Below are 21,266 nucleotides of genomic sequence, written 5' to 3'. Positions count from 1 at the left end.
ACGTATCCGATGGGTCCGGTGCGAGTAAGGCCGTAGCGTGTCGGTATGACGATTTCCGGAGGCTGGAGACGCGCCGCGGGCGGCGCCGGACTGCTCGGCGCGGACGGCACGGTGCGGCCCACGATCTTCGCCGAGATGAGCGCTCTGGCGGTGCGCACCGGCGCGATCAACCTGGGCCAGGGCTTCCCCGACGAGGACGGCCCCGCCGAGGTGCTGGAGGCGGCGGTCGCGGCCATCCGCGACGGCGAGAACCAGTACCCGCCAGGCATCGGCATCCCCGACCTCCGGCTCGCCGTCGCCGAGCATCAGCGGCGCTTCTACGGGCTGGAGGTGGACCCCGACCGCGAGGTGCTGATCACCGCGGGAGCGACCGAGGCGATCGCCGCCTCCCTGCTCGCGCTGGTGGAGCCGGGCGACGAGGTCGTCACGTTCGAGCCGTACTACGACGAGTACGGTGCCGTCATCGCGCTGGCCGGCGGCGTCCACCGCACGGTGCCCCTGGAGCCGCCCGCGTTCCGTCCGGACCTCGACCGCCTGCGCGCGACCGTCACCGACCGGACGCGCGTCATCCTCGTGAACACCCCGCACAACCCGACGGGGTCGGTGCTCGACCGGGAGACGCTGATCACGATCGTGGAACTCGCCGACCGGCACGACGCGATCATCGTCACCGACTCGGTCTACGAGCACCTGACGTTCGGACCGGAGCACATCCCGATCGAGAGCCTGCCCGGCGCCCGCGAGCGGACGATCGCGATCTCCTCCGGCGGGAAGACGTTCAACACGACCGGCTGGAAGATCGGCTGGCTGACCGCGCCTCCGGAGCTCGTGACCGCCGTGCTGGCGGTGAAGCAGTTCCTCACCTTCGTCAACGGCGCGCCGTTCCAGCCCGCGATCGCGGCCGGGCTCCGGCTGCCGGACTCCTACTTCACCGGGATCGCGACCGCGCTCGCGCACAAGCGCGACCTGCTCTCCGACGGGCTGCGGGCCGCCGGGTTCGGCGTCTACCCCTCCGACGGCACCTACTTCGTCGTCGCGGACGCGGCGCCGCTCGGGTTCCGGGACGCGGTGGAGCTGTGCCGTGCGCTGCCCGAGCTCGCCGGCGTGGTCGCCGTGCCGCTCGGCGCCTTCGCGCGCGACGAATACGCGGCGCGCACCGCCTCCCTCGTCCGCTTCGCCTTCTGCAAGCGCACCGAGGTGCTGGAGGAGGCGGCTCGACGGCTGGCGGCGATCAGAGCGGCGTGACGCCGTACCGGCGCAGCCGCAGTGCGGGGTTGCGCTCGCGCACCTCGCGCACCCGGGCGGACGACACCTCCCCGACCGCGACGCCGGTGGTCTCGCCGAGGGCGGCGATCGTGACGCCCATCGGGTCGACGACGGCGCTCGCGCCGACGCCGATCGCGGGCGGATGGTCGGCTGCGGCGACATACAGCGTGTTCTCGATGGCGCGCGCGGCGAGCAGCGTCGTCCAGTGGTGCTCCTTGAGCGGTCCGCGCACCCACTCGGCGGGAACGGCCACGAGGTCCGCCCCGGCGTCCGCCAGCCGCCGTGTCACCTCGGGGAACCGCAGGTCGTAGCAGGTCTGCAACCCCACCACGATGCCGTCGACCGCGAACGTCTGGGGCGCATCCAGGTCGCCCGGGACGACCCACTCCGACTCCTGCGCGCCGAACGCGTCGTACAGGTGCTGCTTGCGGTAGGTGGCCACGACATCCCCCGCCGGGTCGACGGCGACGAGCGTGTTGGAGAACTTGTGCGCCACGTCGGTCTTCTCGACGAGCCCCGCGACGACCCAGAGGCCGTGCTCGCGCGCCGCCGCGGCCAGGGTGCCGACGAAGTCGCCGTCGAGGCCTTCCGCGTTACGGGCGAAGGATGCCCCGAGCGGGTCGACGAAGTACGACGAGTACTCGGGCAGCACCACCAGCCGTGCGCCACGGGAGGCGGCGACCGCGATCAGCCCGGACGCCACGTCCCGGTTGTGGACGCGGTCCTCCCCCGGCGCGAACTGCACCACCGCGACCGCGATGGTGCGGTCGTCGATCGTCAGCTCGGCCGGCCGGTCGTCGCTCATTTCGTCACCTCGGCCCGCGGGATCGCGTCGGTCACCGGCTGCGGCGTCTCCACCGGCAGCACGATGCTGATCGAGGTGCCGACGCCCTCCTCGCTGGCGATGTCGAGCCGGCCGCCGTGGGCCGTGACGATCGCCTTCGTGATGGTGAGCCCGAGCCCGACGCCCGGCACCGCGTTGCGCGTCGCGGTCGAGGCGCGGAAGAACCGCTGGGAGAGCTGGCTGAGTTCGACCGCCGGGATGCCGATGCCCGTGTCGGTCACCGCGATCACGGCGTGCTCGCCCTCGGGTCGCAGCGCCACCGTGACCGTCCCGCCGCGCGGGGTGAACTTGAGCGCGTTGGAGACGAGGTTGTCGACCGCCTGGCCCAGGCGCACCGTATCGCCCCGAACCACCACGGGGTTGTCCGGGACCTCGCTCACGAGGGTCACGCCGGCGTTCGCCGCGACTGGGCCTGCCGACTCGACGGACGTGGACACGACGCCGCCGAGGTCGACGTCCTTGATCTCCAGCGGGAAGCGCCCGGACTCCACTTGGGCGGTGAAGAGAAGGTCGCCGACCAGGCGCAGCAGACGGTGGGCGTTGCGCTCGGCGACGCCGAGGTACTGCAGCTGCTCCTCCGAGAGCGGCGCCTCCTCGTCGTCGCGCATGAGCTCCAGATAGCCGAGGATCGAGCTCAGCGGCGTGCGCAGCTCGTGCGAGATCAGCCCGACGAACTCGTCCTTGAGGCGGGCGAACTCGCGCGCCTGCGTCATGTCGGTCGCCACGAAGATGAAGCCGACGCGGTGGCCGTTCTCGTCCAGGCGCGGCGTCGCGGCGACCTGCACGGCGACGCGCTTGCCGTCGGGACGCACGTACGTCCAGTCGCGGACGTCCGCGGACCCGGCACGGACGGTGTCCACCAGGGCGGAGAAATCGTCGATGCTCGACACGGTCGTGAACCGCGCGTCCATCTCCTGGAGACGCTGCTCCAGCTCCTCGTGCAGGTGGAAGTCGATGACGTGGTGCTTGCCGTCGAGCACCTGCTTCTCGGTCACGCCGAGCATCTTCTCCGCGCCCGGGTTCCACACGTCGATGAGGCCGTCGAGGTCGGTGCCGATCACGGACTGCTCGGTGACGGCGTTCCAGATGCTCTGGATGAGGCGGTTCGCGGTCTTGAGGCGCGCCTCGTTCAGCACCAGCTCGTCCTGGGCGGTGACCGCCTGGGCCAGAAGCGCCTGATGCTGCTCGGCCGACTCGTGCGCGGCCTTCAGCTGGATCCGCATCCGGTGGGCGATCTCGTTGACGACGATCGCGACGATGAGATAGATGAGCGGCGAGAAGAACGCGCGGACCACATCGCCCGGCGTGCGGGTGCCGCCGTCGATCACCAGAGGCGCGAACAGCACGACGAAGGTGCCGACCGCCGCGATGAGGATGTTGACGCGCCCCTCCTCGGTCGCGATCCACACGAACGGGAGCAGGGTCAGCACCGCGAACGGCGAGAACGACGAGCCCGTCCCCAGCCGGAGCAGTGTCACCGCGAGGAGGGACAGCACGGGCACGGTGAGCGTCCACTCGGGGTGGAACCGACTCCACGGCACGACGGCGGCCAGCACGGATGCGACGGCGACCAGCGCCATCCCGCCCCAGAACAGCGCCGGATCGGTGATGGGGACACCGTTCGGGATGACCGCGATGACAGCGGCGATCGCGAAGCCCGCGATCGTCGGCAACTGTTTCATGAACGCCGACGGCGAGTCGATGGGGATGCGGCTCAGCCAGCGGTCGATGGTCATGCGGGCTCTCCCAGCTCGAGCATTTCGCGGATGCGGGTCGACAGCAGGCGGGGGCTGAACGGCTTCACGATGAAGCTGTCCGACCGGTCCGCCACCACTCCGTGGTCGGTGAGCAGCTGAACCGACGCGGACACCATGAGGATGAGGGTCGATCGGGTCAGGTCGTCGGAACGGATCGCCTCGGCCACCTCGACGCCGTTGAGGCCGGGCATGGAGATGTCGAGCACGGCCAGGTCGATGCCGCCGGAGCGCACCGCGTCCAGTGCCGCCTGGCCGTTGTCCACGGCCGCGACGATCTCGACGCCTGCGCGGGTGGCCGCGATCTTCATCAGGCCCCGGATGTCATCGTCGTCATCAGCGATCACAATGCGCTTGGAGCGTGCAGTGGCGTCAGACATGGAGGAACACCACCCGCACCACGATGATGACGGCGCAGACGAGCAGCGCGATCCCGGCGTAGACCGGCAGGCGGTACTCCCACCGCCGGTTGCGCTCCAACTCGTCCTGGATGCGCTCCCGCAGCTCGGACGACGGTTCGACGGGACTCATCGCGCTCCCTCTCCCTGCGTGGGCTGCTGCTCGGCGCCCACCTGCGCGGCCGCCGCCTGCAACAGGGCGGGGACGCGGTCGTAGCGTCCGACGTCGGACGCCACGTGGCTGTCGGTGGAGGCAACGATACGCGCACCCGCGTCCAGCAGGGCGGTGATGGCGGCGGGGCCCGGGCAGGCCCACTTCTCGTTGACCTCGACGATCGTGCCGGTGGCGGCGGCCGCCTCGGCCCAGGCGAGCAGGCGCTCCGGCCCCAGCTGCGCCTCGTCCAGCCCGATCTTGGGCAGGATCGAGAACCAGTGCGCCAACTGGGCGTGCCGCGTCCGCTCCATCGCCCGGATGCTCGCCTCGATGAGGAGGTCGAGCGCGTCGTCCTCGGCGAGCCCTGAGTCGAGCCGTTCGCGGGTGGCCCGCGGCGACCACGGTCCGTCGGTTCCGGGGAACTGGTGGTCGCCGATGACGACCGCATCCACCCCGCCCGGGCCGACGACGAGGTCGGCGGGCGTGTCGACGGCGCCGGACGCATCCAGCAGCTTCGCCTCGACGCCCGTGAGGACGGTCAGGCCGTCGGGAACGCACTCGGCGGCGACCGCGGCCAGGAACTCGGGCACGTACGTCGTCGAGGCACGGACGTGGTCGGTGAGTCGCAGCGTGTGGAGGCCGGCGTCCGCGGCAGCCCGGATGTTCTCGGCCAGCGTGCTCTGCGCGTCGTCCGAGAAGGTCGAGTGGACGTGGAAGTCGCCGAGCAGCAGCGCCGGGAGGCGATCGGCCTCGGTCCCGCTCACTCCTCGGGTCCCTCCGTGTGCGCGGCGTTCTCGGAGACCAGTACGTCGGCGGGACGCAGGAAGACATCCTCCAGGAACCGCACGTTGGCCAGTTCCTCGAAGTCGACCGCTGACGGCACCGGGCGTCCGAGCACCAGGTCCAGCAGGAGCGACGGCATGTCGACGCCCGAGGCGATCGTCAGCGGCATCGCGCCGGGGAAGCGCGGGTTGACCTCGAGGAGAGCGGGCACGCCCTCCGTGCTGTAGCGCAGCTGCACGTTGGCGACGCCGGTCAGGCCGATGGCGCGTGCCACGGCGGCGGCGGTGTCGGAGAGCTCGGGGCGGCGGACCGTGCGGCCGGCGATCGAGACGCCGGAGTCCACGCGCTCGCGCGACCGGGGCACGGCGGCGATGACCTCGCCGTCGAGGCCGGCGAGCACGTCCACCGAGAACTCCTCCCCGGGCAGGTTCTCCTGGATGATGATGCTCTCGTCGGTTCCGAGCTCTTCGAGGGCCGTTCGGTCGGCGATGAGGCGGACGCCGCGCGAACCCGCGCCCGAGCGGGGCTTGACGATGACCGGGAAGGTCCAGTCGGCGCCGACGCCCTCCTGGTTCAGGAGGCGCGTCTCGGGGATGCGCGCCTGGCCGGCGACCCGCTGGACGAGCGCGAACTTGTCGAGGCAGGTGACCAGGGTGTCCAGGGACGGCGCGGCGAGCTTCGTGCCGACGGCCTCGAGTTCGTCGCGGCGGGCGGCGAGCCCGGGCAGCTCCACGTCGACTGTGGAGTAGAGCACATCGATGCGGTCATCACGGCTCATCGCGATCAACGCGTCCACGAAGCCGTCGGAGCGTCCGGGCGGCACGATCCGACGGCGGTCGTCGGCGACGAGGTAGAGGCCGCTGGCCCAGCCGTCCATGTCGGCGGCGAACACGTCCACGTCGTCCCGCGCGAGCAGGGAGCGGATCACGGCGACGCCGGCCGGGCCGCCGGCTCCCGTGATCAGGACGCGGATTCGTTCGGGGTCGGTCATTCGGCTGTCCTGTTCAGTCGGGATCCCGGGTAGCGGGCGGAGGCCTCGATGGAGGAGGCTGGCACGGAGATGTCCGCGGTATCGCGCATCACCTCCAGCGGCTCGCAGTTCTTGCCGCCGCCGAACCGCGACCAGTAACGCGCGGTGGCGAGCACGAAGTCCGGCTCGAGGTAGGCGCGCAGCTCGGTCTGCGAACGGAAGCAGTCGATGAGCCGCAGCTTCGTCTCGGTGAACCCGTCGATCGGGACGAAGCGGGTCGGCCGGAAGTCGATCGTGGCCGACGGGCTCTGATAGCAGCAGACCGTGCGGACGCCGCGCGTGGCGACGACCGTGGCGGCGTGCACGGCGCGGTGATCCTGATGCCGGTCGTGCGCCGAGTGGGTGTAGACGATGTCCGGCTGCACCTCCGCGACCACACGCTCGATGATGCCGACGGTCGGGTCGGCGGCCGAGATCTGGGTGTCCTCGAGGTCTTCCAGGAACAGGCGGGCCCCCAGCAGCTCGGCGGAGGCGAGCGATTCGTGCTGCCGGTCGTCGGCATCCCCGCCGCGCGCCCCGCGGGACATCGTCAGGACGACGACCTGGTTGCCGGCGTCGCGATGTGCCGCGAGGATGCCGCCGACACCGATCTCGACGTCGTCGGGATGCGCGCCGATCGCGAGAACGACCTGCTGCCGCTGCGCTGCGCGCTTCACGCGTCCCTCCGCGGCCAGGCGGTTGACGATCGCGACGAGCTCGGCGGAGGCCACGGGCTTGGTCAGGAACTCGTCCGCCTGGGCGCGCAGCGCGGAGACGGCGTAATCGACCGAGACGTGGGCCGTCATGACGACCACCGGGAGGCCGGGATGCTGGCTGCGCAGCTCCTTGAGGAGATCGATCCCGGAGATGCCCGGCATCTCGATGTCGGTGATCACGAGGTCCGGCTCGAACTCGTCGATCGTCGCCAGGGCGATCGACGGATCGGTGACGGCGATCGCGACCGCGTCCGCACGCTTCTCCAGCACGGTCTTCATGAAGAAGGCCACATCCGGGTCGTCCTCGACCACCACCACCCGGAACTTCGTCACGGCACTTGCCATCGCATCCCCTTTACTGGACACGACTCTAGTAGGACGACCGGTCCACACGAGAGGACTCGCCCGGGCGGTGTTCGCGATTTCACGCGCCCTGAATCCCGTGCTAGAGTTTCTTCTTGTGCCGCGGGGTGGAGCAGCTCGGTAGCTCGCTGGGCTCATAACCCAGAGGTCGCAGGTTCAAATCCTGTCCCCGCAACCACGAAGGCCCCCTGATCAGGGATTCTCTGATCAGGGGGCCTTTTTGGTGCCCTGTTTCGGGCCGCTGCATATGGGGCGCCGTCGCGCGATCTCGCCTTTCGCGCGCGGGTCAGCGGTAGAGCGGGGAACCGTCCGGGGCGGCGGGGACGGGCGTTCCGTCGACGAAGGTCGGCCACGCCAGGCGGTCGGTGGGCGCCAGCGCGGCGAAGTCGGGGCGTCCGTCCGGGCCGGCCGGGACCGGGCGCCCGTCGAGGAGACGCGGCCAGGCCAGCTGCTGAGCGGCAGCGGGCGGCGGCGCGAACGTCGGAACCGGAGCGACGATCGGTGCGGGCGCGGGCTGCGCGGCAGCGGGAGCCGCAGCCGGCTGCGGGGCCGGAGCCTCAGCCGGCTGCGCGGCCGGAGCCGGAGCCGCGTACGGGGCGGCCGGAGCGGGCGCCGCCGCGTACGGCGCGTTCCCGCCCGCGTACACCGGCGGGTAGGACGGCACGGCCCCAGGCGCCGGCGCCGCCGCCCGCTGACCGCGCGTGGTCACCAGCCCCCACAGCGGCACCAGCACGAAGCACACACCGGCGACGATGCTGATCGCGCCGATGACGCGGCCGTAGTAGTCCAGATCCCAGAAGTCGTTGAACGGCTGCGGCGCGGGCAGGGTCACCAGCACGGCGATCAGGGCGATCGCGGCCAGGCCGATGATCGCGATGACGTCGGTCGCCTGCGAGCGCCAGCGGCTCCACAGCAGCCGCAGAAGGTCGCCCAGCCCGATCATCGCGCGCACCCACAGCAGGGTGCCGAGGCCCAGGAAGAACGCCTCCACGATGTCCCCCGCCGTGTACGAGCCGAACCAGATCACGCCGATCCACAGCAGCAGGAGGTATGCATCCAGCGCCAGCGACGACAGCTCGAACCAGTCCGGACGGTACCGGCCGATCACCGAGTCCACCCACACCAGCAGGGCGAACACCACGAGGGCCACGTTGGTGCTGATGACCCGGCCCAGCGTCTCCCCACTCACCCCGAACAGCACGAAGCCGATGGACAGCAGCGCCGCCAGCACCACCACTCCGATGAGCACCCTCAGCGCCCACGCCCCGATCGCACTCGCTCCCCTGCCAGCAGCCACGCGCCGCGTCCTTCCCCTCGATAGGCGGGAGCGATCGCCCCCGGCCGTCACGCTACCGGATGTCAGCGTCCGGACACCGGTTGTGGACGCATCCGATCGCAGCGGCCCATTCGCTAGGGTCGAGCTGACGACACCAGAGCAGCAGAGGAGCGGCGGTGATGGAGGACCACGGCAAGGCGACCCAGGCCGCCGTCCGCGAGCGCAACCTGACCACGGCGCTGCAGCTCGTCCTCGCGGGCAACGGAACCGCGACCCGTGCCGGGATCGCGCGCCGCACAGGCCTCACCAGCGCGACCGTGTCGTCCCTCCTCGCCGGTCTCATCGCCGATGGGCTCGTCATCGAGGGGCAGCTCGCCGAGAGCACCGGAGGCAAGCGCGCGACCACGCTGCGGGTCGCCGCCGAGAACCACGTGCTGCTCGCGCTCATCGTGCAGCCGGGCCTGGTCCGCGGAGCCGTGCTCGACCTGCTCGGGCGCGAGCTCGCCACCGTCGCACAGCGCCCGGCGACGCCCGGATCGCTGGAGGACGTCCGCGCGGTCGTCCGCAAGCTCGTGGGCGCGACGACGGCCCGCATCGTGGCGGTCGGCGTGCAGGTACCAGGCATCGCCGACGGACCGCTGATCCGGGAGTCGGTGCAGCTCGGCTGGACGGATGTGGACCTCGCGCGCGAGCTCTCCGGCATCGTGGACGCGCCCATCCACCTGATCAACGACGCGGACGCCGAGGCGATCGCCGAGTCCACCGCGTCCGACGACCCGGGCGCCGACGATTTCGGCGCCAGCCAGCTGTTCGTCTCGCTGAGCACTGGCGTCGGCGCGGCCGTGATCCTGGACGGCGAGGTCGTCACCGGGGCGTCGCACCGGGCGGGCGAGATCGGGCACGTGCCCGTGCTCTTCGGGCCGGACGCGCCGGTCTGCGCGTGCGGCAACCGCGGCTGCCTCGAGGAGGTGGTGTCGGTGACCAGCCTGCTGGGCCTCCCCCACGGCACCGACCTGGAAGCCCTCGACCTGGCCGCGCTGGCGGCCACCCCGGAGTCGCGGCAGCGGATCGCCGATGGCGCGCGCGTGCTGGCGCGGGCGCTGCTGCTGGTCGGCGCCGCGCTCGACGTGCCGACCATCGTGCTCGGCGGCGCCGCTCCGAAGCTCGGGCCGGAGTTCATCGGTCACCTCCGCGCCGAGGCTGCGCGGCATCCCGTGAAGGCGGCCATGCCGCTCGGCTTCCGCTACGCCCGGGTCGCGCAGGAGCAGCCCTACCGCGGCGCCGCCCAGCACGCCCTGCGCTCCACCCTCGGCGTCACCTGGGCTGCGTAGCCCGCCCGCCCGCCTGCGCGGGGCCGGGTCAGGAGGCGGTGAGGAGCGCGAGGAGGGCGGCGCCGTGAGCGCGGTCGTGGCCGAAGGTGGCGATGTCGGCGTACGAGGGGTCCGGATGCGCGCCCGTGTCGACCACCAGGACACTGCGGCAGGTCGCGCGCACCGCGTCCACCACCTGGCGCGCCCAGCGGGTGCGGGCATTGTCCGCGCCGACCACGACGACCGGTGTGGCGGTGGCGAGCACGAGCTCCGGGTCGTCGTGGGGACCCACCATCACGACGGGGTTTCCGGCCCAGCGGGATGCGACGGCGCTGCCGGGCTCGGCCCACGCCTCCCCCAGTGTGTACCAGCGCGGGACGCCGAGCGCGTCGTTGTCGACGGTCGCAAGCCGCACCACGGTGCAGCGGCCCCGGAACCGGTCCAGGCCCTCCTGCACGCCCGGCGCGAAGCGGAACGGCACGAGCGTCGCCGCGCGCGCCTCCGGCTCCACGACCAGGGTCATCAGGACACCCCCAGCTGGGCCGACAGCACCATGACCACGCAGCCGCGGAGCACGATGTCGCGGCCCAGGCTCGTCATCCGGATGGCGACGCCCGAGTGGAAGCCGGCCATCGTGCGATTGCGCAGGGTCTCGCCGACCGCGTCCAGCAGGACACCGTCGATCAGCTCCTCCGGACCGCTCAGCACGACCTCGGAGAGGTTGAGTGCGCCGACGATCGGGGCGAGGGCCACGCCGAGCCGCTGCCCGGCCTCCCGCAGCACCGGAGCGACGGGCTCTCCCGCCGCCTCCGAGGCGGCGACGCGCGACTCGAGCCGCGGGACGGCGAGCCACGCCTCCAGGCAGCGCTCGCGGTCGTACGGCGCCTCCGGGCCGTCGTCGGTGCCGACCATGACCTGACCGATCTCACCGGCGGCGAAGCGGCTGCCGAAGACGAGCGCTCCCGCCACGAGCAGGCCGGAACCGACACCGTGGCCGACCTTGACGAGCATCATGTCGCCCTGCGCGTCGGCGAAGCCGTGCTCGGCGAGCACCGCGACATTCGCGTCATTCGCGACGAAGACCGGCAGGCCGGTGCGCTCGGCGACGCGGCGCTGCAGCGGCTCGTCCACCCAACCGAGGTTTGGGGCGGCGGCGACCGTGCCCTCCGCATCCACGATGCCGGGCGAGCCGATGCCGATGCCGAGCACCGGCGCGGTCGTCGCGGCGACCAGGCGGTCGACGAGGGTGAGGACCTTCGCGGTCGCCTCCTCGCCGCGGCTGCCCGCGAGCTCCACCTCGACCGTACTCAGGATGCGGCCGTCCATGTCGAGCACCGCGCCGCGGAACACGGCGTGCTCGCTGAGGTCGACGCCGATGATCTGGGTCGCGCCGCGGTTCACGTCGAGCAGCACGGCGGGCTTGCCCGGCCGGGCGTCGTCGCGCTGGCCGAGCTCGACCACCAGGCCCTCCGCGATGAGCTCGCCGACGAGGTCGGAGATGGTGACGCGAGTCAGCCCGGTCGTACGGGCCAGGTCTGCGCGGGAGACGCGTCCCGACCGGTACAGCGACTGCAGCACCAGGGAGCGGTTGTGGCCGCGGGCGTGCTCCGGCAGCACCTTCGTGCGCGGACGCAGCGCCCGTCCGGGGATGAGTCCGCGGTCGGGTTGGCGCGTGCCCTGGTCGATCACCATGTTTGTTAGTAAAGCTGACAATCAAAGTCCTGGCAACCGTTTCGCCGACTTTTCTGCGCGTGCCGAACAGCGCGCGTGACTTCCGACGGCCACCGAACATAGCGAAGCGGCCCGTGCGCATTCCACGGGCCGCTTTGCTGGAGCGGGACTACTTGGCGGCGGGCTGCCCCTCAGCCGCCACGGCGTCGGAGATCGCCTGCTGCAGGCGCTTCTGGGCCTCGCCGTACGCGTTCCAGTCGCCGGCCTTGAGTGCGGCCTGGCTGTCGGAGAGCGCCTGGTTCGCACGCTGCAGCGCCTCCTGCAGGGCCGTGTTGGAGCCGGCCGAGCTGCTGCCGCCGCTCGATCCTCCCCGCTGGTCTGGCCGCCACCGGTCTGGCCGCCCGTGCTGCCGCCCGTCGTCGGGACGTTGTTGTCACCCGCGGTCGCGCCCGAGTCGCCGCCGAACAGGGCATCCAGCGCCTGGTCGAGCGTGTCCTCGAACTCGATCTTGTCGCCGAACGCGACGAGCACCTTCTGCAGCAGCGGGTAGCTGGTCTCACCCGACGACCGGACGTAGACCGGCTGCACGTACAGCAGGCCGCCGCCGACCGGCAGGGTCAGCAGGTTGCCGTTGATGACCTCCGATTTACCCTGTCGCAGCAGGTTCAGCTGTTGCGAGACTGTCGGATCGGAGTCGAACTGGTTCTGCATCTGGCCGGGGCCGGGGATGGTGTCGCTCGACGGCAGCTGCAGAAGTCTGAGCTTGCCGTAGCCGGACGAGACCTTGCCCTTGGTGCTGCCGGCGTCCGCATCCACCGCCAGGTAGCCCTTGAGCACCGATCGGCTCGACTCGCTCGTGCCCGCCGGGATGAAGGTCGAGTACAGCGAGAACGCGGGGTTGTCCTGACCGGGCATCTTCATCGTCAGGTAGTACGGCGGCTGGAGGGCCGGGTTGCTCGACGGAGAGGTCGGGTCGTTGGGCGTGGTCCAGGCGTCCTCACGCGAGTAGAAGGAGCCGGCGTCGTCCACGTGGTACTGGCCGAGCACCGAGCGCTGCACCTTGAACAGGTCGGACGGGTAGCGCACGTGGCTCAGCAGCGCGGCGCTCATGTCGCTCACCGGCTTGACCGTGGTCGGGAAGACTTTCTCCCACGTCTTCAGCACCGGGTCCTTGGTGTCCCAGGCGTACAGCGTGACCGAGCCGTCGTACGCGTCGACGGTGGCCTTCACCGAGTTGCGGATGTAGTTGATGTCGTCGAAGGCGTACGCGGGCTTCGGGGTGTCCTTGTCCGCGGTCGCCTCGCTCAGGCTGCCGACGTGCGAGTACGGGAACTGGTCGCTCGTGGTGTAGCCGTCGATGATCCACTTGACCCGCCCGTCCACGACCGCGGGGTATGCCTGCGAGTCGAGGGTGAGGTACGGCGCGACCTTCTGCACGCGCTTGATCGGGTCGCGGTCGTACAGGATCTGCGAGTTGCTGTTGACGGCGTCGGACAGCACGATCTGCTCGTCCTGGAACTTCAGCGCGTAGACCAGCCGCTTGAAGATGTTGTCGAGCTTCGGGCCGCCGTTGCCGCTGAACGTCGTGTACGTCTGCTGCGCGCCGTCCGAACCGCCCGGGTAGTCGAGCTCGACCGCCTTGCTGTCCTTCGGGGCGCCGACGATCGAGTACGTCGGCGACTGCTCGCCGAAGTAGATGCGCGGCTGGTACTCCCCCAGCGTCCCGGTGGTCGGGATGCCGGACTCCATGAAGACCGGCTGGCCGTCGGGCGAGCGCTGGTTGCCGTAGGCGGCGACGAGGCCGTAGCCGTGCGTGTAGACGATGGTGTCGTTGAACCAGTTGCGCGCGCTGCCGAGGCCGGACTGCTGCAGCTCGCGCACGGCGACCACCGCGTCCTGCTGCGTGCCGTTCATCTCGTAGCGGTCGACGTTCAGCTTCTCGGGGAACGCGTAGTACTGCCGGAACTGCTGCAGCTGCCGGAACGACGGCGACACCACGGCAGGGTCGAGGATGCGGATCTGCGCGGTGGTCTGCGCGTCCTGGCGCAGGGCGCCCTGCTCGGCGGTCGTCTTGGCGTTGTACGGGATGGTCTCGATGTCGGTGAGGCCGTACGCCTCGCGGGTGGAGTCGATCCCGCGCTGCACGTACGGCGTCTCGAGCGTCTTCTGGCTCGGGTCGACCTGGAACCGCTGCATCACCCACGGCACGATCGCGCCGGCGACGAGCGCCGCGACGATCAGCAGTGCGGTGCCGACGATCGGGAACCGCCAGCGGCCGATGAACGCCGTCAGAACGAACAGCAGGGCGACGAGGATCGCGGCTCCGGCCAGGATGGCGCGGCCCGGAATGGTCGCGTTGACGTCCGTGTATGCCGCGCCGTTGATCATGTCGTTGACGTTGGAGTCGGTGACCGTCGCGTAGCGGTCGAGCCAGATGCTGATGCCCTGCAGGAGCAGGTAGAGCGCGGCGATGACCGAGATCTGGACGCGCGCGGCGCGAGAGATGCGCACCTCACGGCCGCTGACGCGGATCGACCCGTAGAGGTAGCTGGTGGCGAGCGTCGCGAGCAGCGAGATCAGCACGACCGCCGAGGCGAAGCCCACGGCGCTGCGGTAGAACGGCAGCGCGAAGAGGTAGAAGCCGATGTCGAGGTGGAACAGCGGGTCGGTCTTGCCGTACGCCGTGCCGTTCAGCCACATCGCGGCGGTCTGCCAGCGGCTCGCCGCCGAGACGCCGGCGAAGATGCCGAAGACGATCGGGATGCCGTACATCGCCAGGCGGCGCAGCGGCTCGATGACCTGCTGGTAGCGGTCGAGCTGCGAGTTGAGCTTGGCGTAGACCGGACGGAGACGGTAGGCCAGCTGGATCGACAGCCACAGCGGCAGTGCCATGCCGAAGAACCCGATGAAGAACATCGAGATGCCCGCGAACCACTGCGTGGTGAGCACGTTGAGGTAGCCGAGCTGGTTGTACCAGAGGATGTCGGCGTACAGTCCCGCGAAGACGAAGAACAGGATCACGACCGCGACGATCACCCCGAGCGTGATCCAGATCGCCGCGCGCCGGCGGCCTGCGGGTCGAACTGCAGCTGTTGAACTCACGTATGGCCTTCTTGGTCTCGCGTGGCGGGGGTGAGAACCATCCTAGGCAGTGGACGCTGCGAGATTGCTGCGGCCCGGCGGTGATCAGCCTGCGGGGCAGGTGGGAAGATCCGCCGTGCTGGATCCGTCCCGCACAGCCTGCAGGACCTTCAGCGAATCGGACAGCGTCTTCACCGCGAACACTTTGAGCCCCGACGGGATGTGGCCGGTGACCTCGTCGCAGTTGGACGCGGGTGCCAGGAAGTAGGCGGCCTTGCCGGTGTCGCGCGCCGCGTACATCTTCTGCCGGATGCCGCCGATCGGGCCGATCTGGCCGGTGTTGTCGATCGTGCCGGTGCCGGCGACGCGCTTGCCGCCGTTCAGCGACTGCGGGGTCAGCTTGTCCATGATGCCGAGGGCGAACATCTGGCCGGCGCTCGGACCGCCCACGTTGTTGAGCTGGATCTTGACGTCGAACGGGAAGGTGTAGTCCATCCCGGCGCCGATCCCGAGCACGACCTGGCCCTGCGACTCGATCGGAGTGATGGACACGGTCGACGCGGCGCCGTCGCGCAGGATGCCGAGCTCGGCGGCCTTGCCCGTCCCGTTCGCCTTGACCGCGTCCCGGAGCTCCTGGACGCTCGAGATCTTCTCGCCGTTGACCGACGTGATCTCGTCGCCGACCTTCAGCACCTCGGCGGCCGGGGTGCCCTTGATCAGCTGCTTGACCGCGACGTTCTCGGGGAAGGTGTAGCCGAGCTGGTTCAGCGCGGCGGCGATCGCATCCTGCTGCGAGTCGACCATCAGGGCCGCGTTCTCCGCGTTCGACTGCTCGGTCGTGGTGCCGGGCGGGAAGACGGTGTCGAGCGGCAGCACGGCCTTGCTCGGCTGGAACCACGCTGAGGCGATCTCGAACCAGGTCGGACGCTGGTCCGGGTTGCCGACGACCGAGACGGTCAGCAGGTCGAGCGAGCCGGACGTCGGGTACGTCTTCTTGTCCGGGATGCTGATGAGCTGCTTGGCATCGTCGCTGGGCGGAGCGCCCACCTGCTGGTCGGTGCCGAGCGTGTTGAAGACAGGACCCGGCTGCTCGATGACGAACGGAGCGGGGACCAGCGCGAGGACGAGAGCGAGCACGACGGCGACGCCGATCGCGATCCAGCCGGCGATGACGCGTCGCGGAGGGGCGACCCTGACCGGTTCGCCGCCCGCCGGCGGCTGAGGCTCGTCGTCGAACAGGGTCACGGGATGGGTCCTCTCGATCGGTGTTCGCCACGGGCGCACGGTCCGAAGGCGAGCTTAGGCCAATTCTCACCCGCCACCCCGGCGCCAGCGGCTAGCGTAGATCACGAGCCTGAAGCCGCGCCGACGGCCTTCCCCGACGGCCGGCTCGCATCGAGAAGAGGGACGCTGACCATGGCCGACGACCGGAACGACGACCGGGACCCGGATCGCGACGACGACGAGTTCCGCGACATGCTGAGCCAGTTCCTCTCGGGGAACGGCGCGTCGATCGACCCGAGCCGCCTCGCCGGCGCCGCGGGTCTCCCGAACGACCCGGCCAGCATCCAGGCGCTCCTCGGGCAGCTGCAGAACGCGCTGATGAACCCGGGCGGCGGCATCAACTGGGACATCGCCGCGCAGCAGGCGCGCCAGCTCGCGTCCGACGGCGCCCACGCGGTGACGCCCGCGGAGCGCGCGACGCTCGACCAGGCCTTCCACGTCGCCTCGCTCTGGCTCGATCAGGCCACCGGCGTCGCCGGCCTCAGCACGACCCCCGAGCTCATCGGCCGCGCCGAGTGGGCCCGGCAGACCATGCCGCTGTGGACCCAGCTCGCCGAGCCCGTCGCCCTCAGCATCTCGGACGCGCTGACCCGGGTGCTCTCGGAGCAGGCGCCCGAGGAGATGCAGGCGCTGCTGCAGAACGCCGGCCAGGTGATGCGCTCCATCGGCGGCGCCCTGTTCGCGATGCAGCTCGGCCAGGTGGTCGGGCAGCTCTCGAAGGAGGTCGTCTCGGGCGGCGACATCGGCATCCCACTGCTGCCCGAGGGCCAGGCCGCGCTCATCCCTCAGAACGTCGCGGAGTTCGGCGACGGGCTCGACATCCCCGAGGACCAGATCCAGCTGTACCTGGCGGTGCGCGAGCTGGCGCACGCCCGGCTGTTCCGCCACGCTAAGTGGCTGCGGCTGCAGCTGATCACCCAGATCACCGCGTTCGCCAAGGGCATCACCATCGACACCGACGCGCTCGAGTCGCTGGCCGAGAACTTCGACCCGTCGAACCCGGAGGAGTTGCGCGAGGCCATGGTGAGCGGCCGGCTGATCCCGCCGCGCACCGAGGAGCAGCAGGAAGCCCTCGGCCGCCTCGAGACCGTGCTCGCGCTGATCGAGGGCTGGGTGGATGTGGTGACCGCGAACGCGACCCGGCTGCTGCCGCGGGCGGACGCGATCGCCGAGACCGTGCGACGCCGCCGGGCGTCGGGAGGGCCGGCCGAGTCCGCGTTCTCGACGCTGGTGGGTCTGGAGCTGCGCCCGCGCCGGCTGCGTGAAGCGGCCGCCATGTGGCGCGCCGTGTCGGACGCGGTCGGCATGGACGCCCGCGACGACCTGTGGTCGCACCCCGACCTCCTCCCCCAGTCCTCCGACCTCGACGACCCGTCGGCGCTGGTAGCCCGGCTGACCGCGGCGGCGAGCGGACAGGCGCCCGAGCAGGACGCGCTCGACCAGGCGATCGAGGACCTGCTCCGCGACGACCGGGACCGCCCGACCGAGGGCTGAAATCGTCCCCACCCTGTGGAGGGTTCGGGCCGGGAAATCGGGTCTGTGGACAACCGCTGATCGGCGTGCCCGCTCGGGCAGGCTGACTGCATGGTCTACGCACTCGATCCCCGTATCCCCCGCGTCTGGCGCACGCCCGACAGCATCCAATTCGGCGTTGAGGCGCCCGTGCTGGTGCTGGAGGGGGTGAGCCCGGCCGAGGAGCGCATGCTCGCCGCGATGGCGACCGGGGTGACCGCCGAGGGGCTGCGGGTCGTCGCGGAGAGGGCGCGGGCGGAGCCCGGTGAGGCGGAGGCGCTGCTGGAGCGGGTGCAGGCGGTGCTCGTGAGGGCGGGGCGGCGGGCGGGTGCGCCGGTCCGGGCGAGGCGGGTGCTGGTCGACGGCGGCGGGGAGACGGCGGCGGTGCTCCGGAGGATGCTGAGCGGGGTCGGGGTGGAGGTGGGGGTTGGGCCGCCGTGGCCGCGGTGGGCCGATGGGGCTGATGCGGTGGGTGCGGTGTCTGCGGTCGATGCGGTGGTGATCGTCGCGTCGTACGCGGTGGAGCCGCAGCGTCATGCGCGCTGGCTGCGGCGGGATGTTCCGCATTTGCCGATCGTGTATGGGGACGGCGGGGTCACGGTCGGCCCGCTGGTGCGACCCGGGCGCGGCCCGTGCCTGCGCTGCGTCGACCTCCACCGGACCGACGCCGACCCGGCATGGCCGGCCATGGCGACGCAGCTGCATACGCGGGATCCGGTTGGCGAGACCGCGGTCGCGGCGGGGGCTGCGGCGGCGCGCGCGGCGGCGGTGCTGCTGGCGGAGTTCGGCGCGGCGGAGTTCGGCGGCAAGGGCGTGCCCAGTGCCGGGCGTGGCGCGGGAGCGGAGCTCGGCGGGCGCACGAAGACGGCCCGGCTCGCCGCGGAGGCGGAATCCCGCGCGGCCGCGCTGAGCGCCCGCCTCGCTCCGGGAGCCGTGGAGTGGGTCAGCCGCGCGTGGGAGCCCCACCCCGAGTGCGGGTGCCTGGGGCTGCCGCCGTGACGTCGCCGGAGCGGCCGGAGTCGCGGGCGGCGGTCGAGTCGCGGGTGTCCGTCGAGTCCCCGTCGGTCGTGGAGTCGCGAGCACCCGCGGACGCACGGGCGGCCGGCGGGCGCAGCTCGGCGAGGAAGCGCGACGGCTGGCGGAGGCTCGGGCGGCCGGGCTGGTTGCTGCGCTCCGACCAGCTGAGGCGCAGGCGGCGGCGGGCTCGGGTGATGCCGACGTAGAGGAGGCGGCGTTCCTCATCGACCTGCTCGAACGTGGTGGCGTAGCTGATCGGCACCAGGCCCTCGCTGAGGCCGACGAGGTACACCGACGGCCACTCGAGGCCCTTCGCGGCGTGCAGGGTCGCCAGCGTGACCGCCGACATCGTCGGCTCGTGCTGGCCGGCCTGTCGCGCCTGCAGCTCGTCGGTGAAGCTGCGCAGCGTCTGTCCGGGCGGCTGCTCGTCGACGAGGCCCATGATCGCGTTCAGCGACTCCCAGCGCTCGCGCACGGCACCGCGCGCCTCCGGCGGCTCGACCGACCAGCCGAGCGAGCGCAGCACGTCGCTCACCGACTTGAACAGCGGGTCCGGGGTCGCCACCAGGCTCGCGGCTCGCAGCGACATCACGGCCTGGCGGACCTCGGGCAGGTCGAAGAAGCGCTTCGCGCCACGGATCTGGTAGCTGATGCCGAGGTCGCCGAGCGCCTGCTCGAGCGCCGCGGCCTGCACGTTGACGCGGTACAAGACGGCGATGTGCTCGGGGCGGGCGCCCGCAGCGAGCTCGGCGGCGATCTGACCGGCGACGGCGCGCGCCTCGGCGCGGTCGTCCTCGAAGCCGACCGGGCCGGGCACGGGCTCCGCCTCGCGGTCGCCGGCCGCGGCGAGCTCCGCCGGGCGCAAAGTGAGCGCGCCCGACCGCCCGCGCATCAGCCGGTTGGCCGTGTCGATGATCGGCGGCGTCGAGCGGTAGTTCTGCTCCAGCCGTACGACGGTGGCTCCTGGATGCTCATGCTCGAACCCGAGGAGGTAGTCGCTGCGCGCACCCGCGAACGAATAGATGGTCTGACTGGCGTCGCCGACCACGCAGAGGTCGTTGCGCGTCCCGAGCCACAGGGAGAGGAGATCGTGTTGGAGAGGCGAGACGTCCTGGTACTCGTCGACGACGAAGAACCGGTACTGCTCGCGCACCTGCATGGCGACCGCGGGCTCGCTCTCGATCATCCCGGCGCAGGCGAGCAGCACATCCTCGAAGTCGATCTGCTTGCGCTCGTCCTTGAGGTCTTCGTAGCGCTGCAGCAGATCGGCGACCTGTTCCGCGGACAGCGTCCCCGGCGTCGGCCGCCCGGCGGCCGTGTACTGGTCGATGCCGAGGCCGGAGACCTTGCGCCACTCGATCTCGGCGGCGACGTCACGCAGGGTGGCGGTGTCCACCTTCAGCTTCAGCGTCTCGGCGGCGTGACCCAGGATGCGGCCCTTGCCGTCGAGCACCGACGGCAGCTGGCCGCCGACGACCTGCGGCCAGAAGTAGTTGAGCTGGGCGAGCGCCGCCGAGTGGAACGTGCGCGCGGAGACGCCGCCGGCCCCGAGCTGGCGCAGACGCCCGCGCAGTTCGGCCGCGGCCCGGTTCGTGAACGTCAGCGCCATGACGCGGTTCGGCGCGTACGCGCCCGAGGCGACCCCGTACGCGATCCGGTGCGTGATGGCCCGCGTCTTTCCCGTGCCCGCACCGGCCAGGATGCACACCGGGCCGACCAGCGCCTCCGCTGCCACCCGCTGCTGCGCGTCCAGGCCGGCGAGCAGCGCGTCCGGGGCGGCGGCCGACTCCACGGCGCTCACGCGGCCGGCGGCTCGTCGAGCGGGCCGCCGTACCAGTCCTCGATGAGCGCGCGCGCGATCGATGACCGTCCGGGGAGGATGATCTGGTCGCGCGCCGCCCACAGCTCGTCGCGGCTGAACCAGCGGACGTCCAGGATCTCCTCGCCGTCCGGGTCGAGCGCCGAAGCGGCCTGGTCGTCGGCCAGTCGTGCGGTCATCCCGACCATGACGGAGGCGGGGAACGGCCACGGCTGCGATCCCTTGTACCGCGCATCCACCACGCGGACGCCGGCCTCCTCGAAGATCTCGCGCTCGACCGCGGCCTCGAACGACTCCCCCGGCTCGACGAAGCCGGCGAGCAGCGAGTAGCGGGAGTGCTCCCACATGGCGTTCGAGCCGAGGAGCAGGCGGTCGTCGGCGTCCAGCACCGTCACGATCACCGCGGGGTCGGTGCGCGGGAACACCTCGGACTGGTCCTCGAGGCAGCGGCGGACCCATCCCGCCTGCTCCACCACCGTGGGCGAACCGCAGCGCGGGCAGTGCGTGTGCGAGGCGTGCCAGTTGGCCATGGCCAGCGCCTCGGTGAACAGGCCTGCGTCGCGGTCGCTGAGCGCGGTCGCGACGGTGCGGAGGTTGCCCCAGCGCGCCTCGTCCGGCTCCAGCTCCTGCGCGGCCGCATCCGTCAGCACCTCCAGCACGACGGCGGTGCCGGCGGGCTCGGTCTCCGTCGCGACCGTGGTGCGGCCGAGGTAGACCCGGATGAGCGCAGAGGTGACGCGCTCCACCGGCAGCAGGTCGAGCGCCGCGGGTCCCGCATCCGGAGCCGACCAGCCGTCCGCGGCCGGAGTGGCGGCCTCCACGCTCTCGGCGGTCAGCAGGGCGCGCCCCTTCCACAACGGCAGCACGCGGGTAGCCGGCTCCCGCCAGAGCTCGTCGAACAGCGCGGGGCGCGAGCGCGCGGCATGGTCACGATCGGTCGCGTGGCGCGACAGCGGAAGCGCCGCGAGCGGAAGGGAAGAGGTGGGGGCGGACGACATCGAGGTCCTTT

Annotated in this window: 18 protein-coding genes and 1 tRNA gene; 5 read left to right on the top strand and 14 right to left on the bottom strand. The window is 71.5% G+C overall.

Annotation, left to right across the window (positions count from 1 at the left end; translation table 11 throughout):
* The first annotated feature begins 45 nt into the window (after positions 1-45).
* Positions 46-1,245 carry a pyridoxal phosphate-dependent aminotransferase gene (locus ACRAWB_RS03475; protein WP_431352077.1) on the top strand — a complete coding sequence of 400 codons (1,200 nt, stop codon included), beginning with the start codon at positions 46-48 and terminating at the stop codon, positions 1,243-1,245.
* Here ACRAWB_RS03475 and ACRAWB_RS03470 read toward each other — a convergent pair.
* The 7 genes from ACRAWB_RS03470 to ACRAWB_RS03440 are packed head-to-tail and all read right to left on the bottom strand — an operon-like array spanning position 1,232 to position 7,269.
* A complete protein-coding gene (locus ACRAWB_RS03470) occupies positions 1,232-2,071 on the bottom strand; it encodes a carbon-nitrogen hydrolase family protein (RefSeq protein ID WP_431352076.1) in 840 nt (279 codons plus the stop codon). The two genes, ACRAWB_RS03475 and ACRAWB_RS03470, sit on opposite strands and share 14 nt — an antisense overlap.
* Complete coding sequence (locus tag ACRAWB_RS03465) at positions 2,068-3,846, bottom strand: sensor histidine kinase (RefSeq protein WP_431352075.1); 1,779 nt, start codon at positions 3,844-3,846, stop codon at positions 2,068-2,070. The genes ACRAWB_RS03470 and ACRAWB_RS03465 overlap by 4 nt, the downstream gene beginning before the upstream one ends.
* Entirely contained in the window at positions 3,843-4,244 is a 402-nt protein-coding gene (locus tag ACRAWB_RS03460; protein WP_431352074.1) for a response regulator, read from the bottom strand. Before ACRAWB_RS03460 ends, ACRAWB_RS03465 begins: the two co-directional genes overlap by 4 nt.
* Positions 4,237-4,395 carry a hypothetical protein gene (locus tag ACRAWB_RS03455; RefSeq protein ID WP_431352073.1) on the bottom strand — a complete coding sequence of 53 codons (159 nt, stop codon included), beginning with the start codon at positions 4,393-4,395 and terminating at the stop codon, positions 4,237-4,239. Before ACRAWB_RS03455 ends, ACRAWB_RS03460 begins: the two co-directional genes overlap by 8 nt.
* Positions 4,392-5,180, bottom strand: coding sequence for a PHP domain-containing protein (locus ACRAWB_RS03450; protein WP_431352072.1), 789 nt, complete (start codon positions 5,178-5,180; stop codon positions 4,392-4,394). The genes ACRAWB_RS03455 and ACRAWB_RS03450 overlap by 4 nt, the downstream gene beginning before the upstream one ends.
* On the bottom strand, positions 5,177-6,190 hold the full coding sequence (locus ACRAWB_RS03445) for an ATP-grasp domain-containing protein (RefSeq protein ID WP_431352071.1): 1,014 nt from the start codon (positions 6,188-6,190) through the stop codon (positions 5,177-5,179). The genes ACRAWB_RS03450 and ACRAWB_RS03445 overlap by 4 nt, the downstream gene beginning before the upstream one ends.
* Positions 6,187-7,269 carry a response regulator gene (locus ACRAWB_RS03440; protein ID WP_431352070.1) on the bottom strand — a complete coding sequence of 361 codons (1,083 nt, stop codon included), beginning with the start codon at positions 7,267-7,269 and terminating at the stop codon, positions 6,187-6,189. Before ACRAWB_RS03440 ends, ACRAWB_RS03445 begins: the two co-directional genes overlap by 4 nt.
* 119 nt (positions 7,270-7,388) lie before the next feature.
* On the opposite strand from ACRAWB_RS03440, the gene ACRAWB_RS03435 reads away from it, so the two are divergent.
* Positions 7,389-7,465 (top strand) — tRNA-Met (locus ACRAWB_RS03435).
* Positions 7,466-7,573: 108 nt separating this feature from the next.
* Here the strand turns inward: ACRAWB_RS03435 and ACRAWB_RS03430 are convergent.
* Positions 7,574-8,584, bottom strand: coding sequence for a hypothetical protein (locus ACRAWB_RS03430; RefSeq protein ID WP_431352069.1), 1,011 nt, complete (start codon positions 8,582-8,584; stop codon positions 7,574-7,576).
* 158 nt (positions 8,585-8,742) lie between these two features.
* Here ACRAWB_RS03430 and ACRAWB_RS03425 point away from each other — a divergent pair, with 158 nt between their 5' ends.
* The gene (locus ACRAWB_RS03425) at positions 8,743-9,894 is read left to right on the top strand and encodes an ROK family protein (RefSeq protein WP_431352701.1); all 1,152 of its coding nucleotides are present in this window, start codon (positions 8,743-8,745) and stop codon (positions 9,892-9,894) included.
* Positions 9,895-9,922: 28 nt separating this feature from the next.
* On the opposite strand, the gene ACRAWB_RS03420 is transcribed toward ACRAWB_RS03425, so the two are convergent.
* The 4 genes from ACRAWB_RS03420 to ACRAWB_RS03405 all read right to left on the bottom strand — a co-directional run bounded on the left by ACRAWB_RS03420 (position 9,923) and on the right by ACRAWB_RS03405 (position 15,870).
* Entirely contained in the window at positions 9,923-10,396 is a 474-nt protein-coding gene (locus tag ACRAWB_RS03420; RefSeq protein WP_431352068.1) for a hypothetical protein, read from the bottom strand.
* Positions 10,396-11,565 (bottom strand): ROK family transcriptional regulator, encoded by a 1,170-nt coding sequence (locus tag ACRAWB_RS03415; RefSeq protein ID WP_431352067.1) that lies wholly within the window; start codon positions 11,563-11,565, stop codon positions 10,396-10,398. The genes ACRAWB_RS03420 and ACRAWB_RS03415 overlap by 1 nt, the downstream gene beginning before the upstream one ends.
* 21 nt (positions 11,566-11,586) lie before the next feature.
* Positions 11,587-14,646, bottom strand: coding sequence for a UPF0182 family membrane protein (locus ACRAWB_RS03410; RefSeq protein ID WP_431352066.1), 3,060 nt, complete (start codon positions 14,644-14,646; stop codon positions 11,587-11,589).
* Positions 14,647-14,730: 84 nt separating this feature from the next.
* Positions 14,731-15,870, bottom strand: a complete 1,140-nt coding sequence (locus ACRAWB_RS03405; RefSeq protein ID WP_431352065.1) for a YlbL family protein — start codon at positions 15,868-15,870, stop codon at positions 14,731-14,733.
* A gap of 171 nt (positions 15,871-16,041) precedes the next feature.
* Between ACRAWB_RS03405 and ACRAWB_RS03400 the strand changes: the two genes are divergently transcribed.
* The gene (locus ACRAWB_RS03400) at positions 16,042-17,403 is read left to right on the top strand and encodes a zinc-dependent metalloprotease (RefSeq protein ID WP_431352064.1); all 1,362 of its coding nucleotides are present in this window, start codon (positions 16,042-16,044) and stop codon (positions 17,401-17,403) included.
* Positions 17,404-17,493: 90 nt separating this feature from the next.
* On the top strand, positions 17,494-18,420 hold the full coding sequence (locus tag ACRAWB_RS03395) for a hypothetical protein (RefSeq protein ID WP_431352063.1): 927 nt from the start codon (positions 17,494-17,496) through the stop codon (positions 18,418-18,420).
* Here ACRAWB_RS03395 and ACRAWB_RS03390 read toward each other — a convergent pair.
* Positions 18,365-20,230 (bottom strand): ATP-dependent helicase, encoded by a 1,866-nt coding sequence (locus tag ACRAWB_RS03390; protein WP_431352700.1) that lies wholly within the window; start codon positions 20,228-20,230, stop codon positions 18,365-18,367. The two genes, ACRAWB_RS03395 and ACRAWB_RS03390, sit on opposite strands and share 56 nt — an antisense overlap.
* Before the next feature lie 5 nt (positions 20,231-20,235).
* A complete protein-coding gene (gene nudC / locus ACRAWB_RS03385; protein WP_431352062.1) occupies positions 20,236-21,255 on the bottom strand; it encodes an NAD(+) diphosphatase in 1,020 nt (339 codons plus the stop codon).
* Positions 21,256-21,266: the final 11 nt, after the last annotated feature.

The sequence above is a fragment of the Leifsonia poae genome (genome assembly GCF_050632865.1).
Classification (GTDB): Bacteria; Actinomycetota; Actinomycetes; order Actinomycetales; family Microbacteriaceae; genus Leifsonia; species Leifsonia poae_B.
The sequence above is the reverse complement of the archived record's forward strand: the minus strand, read 5'-3'. Positions and strand labels throughout refer to the sequence as shown.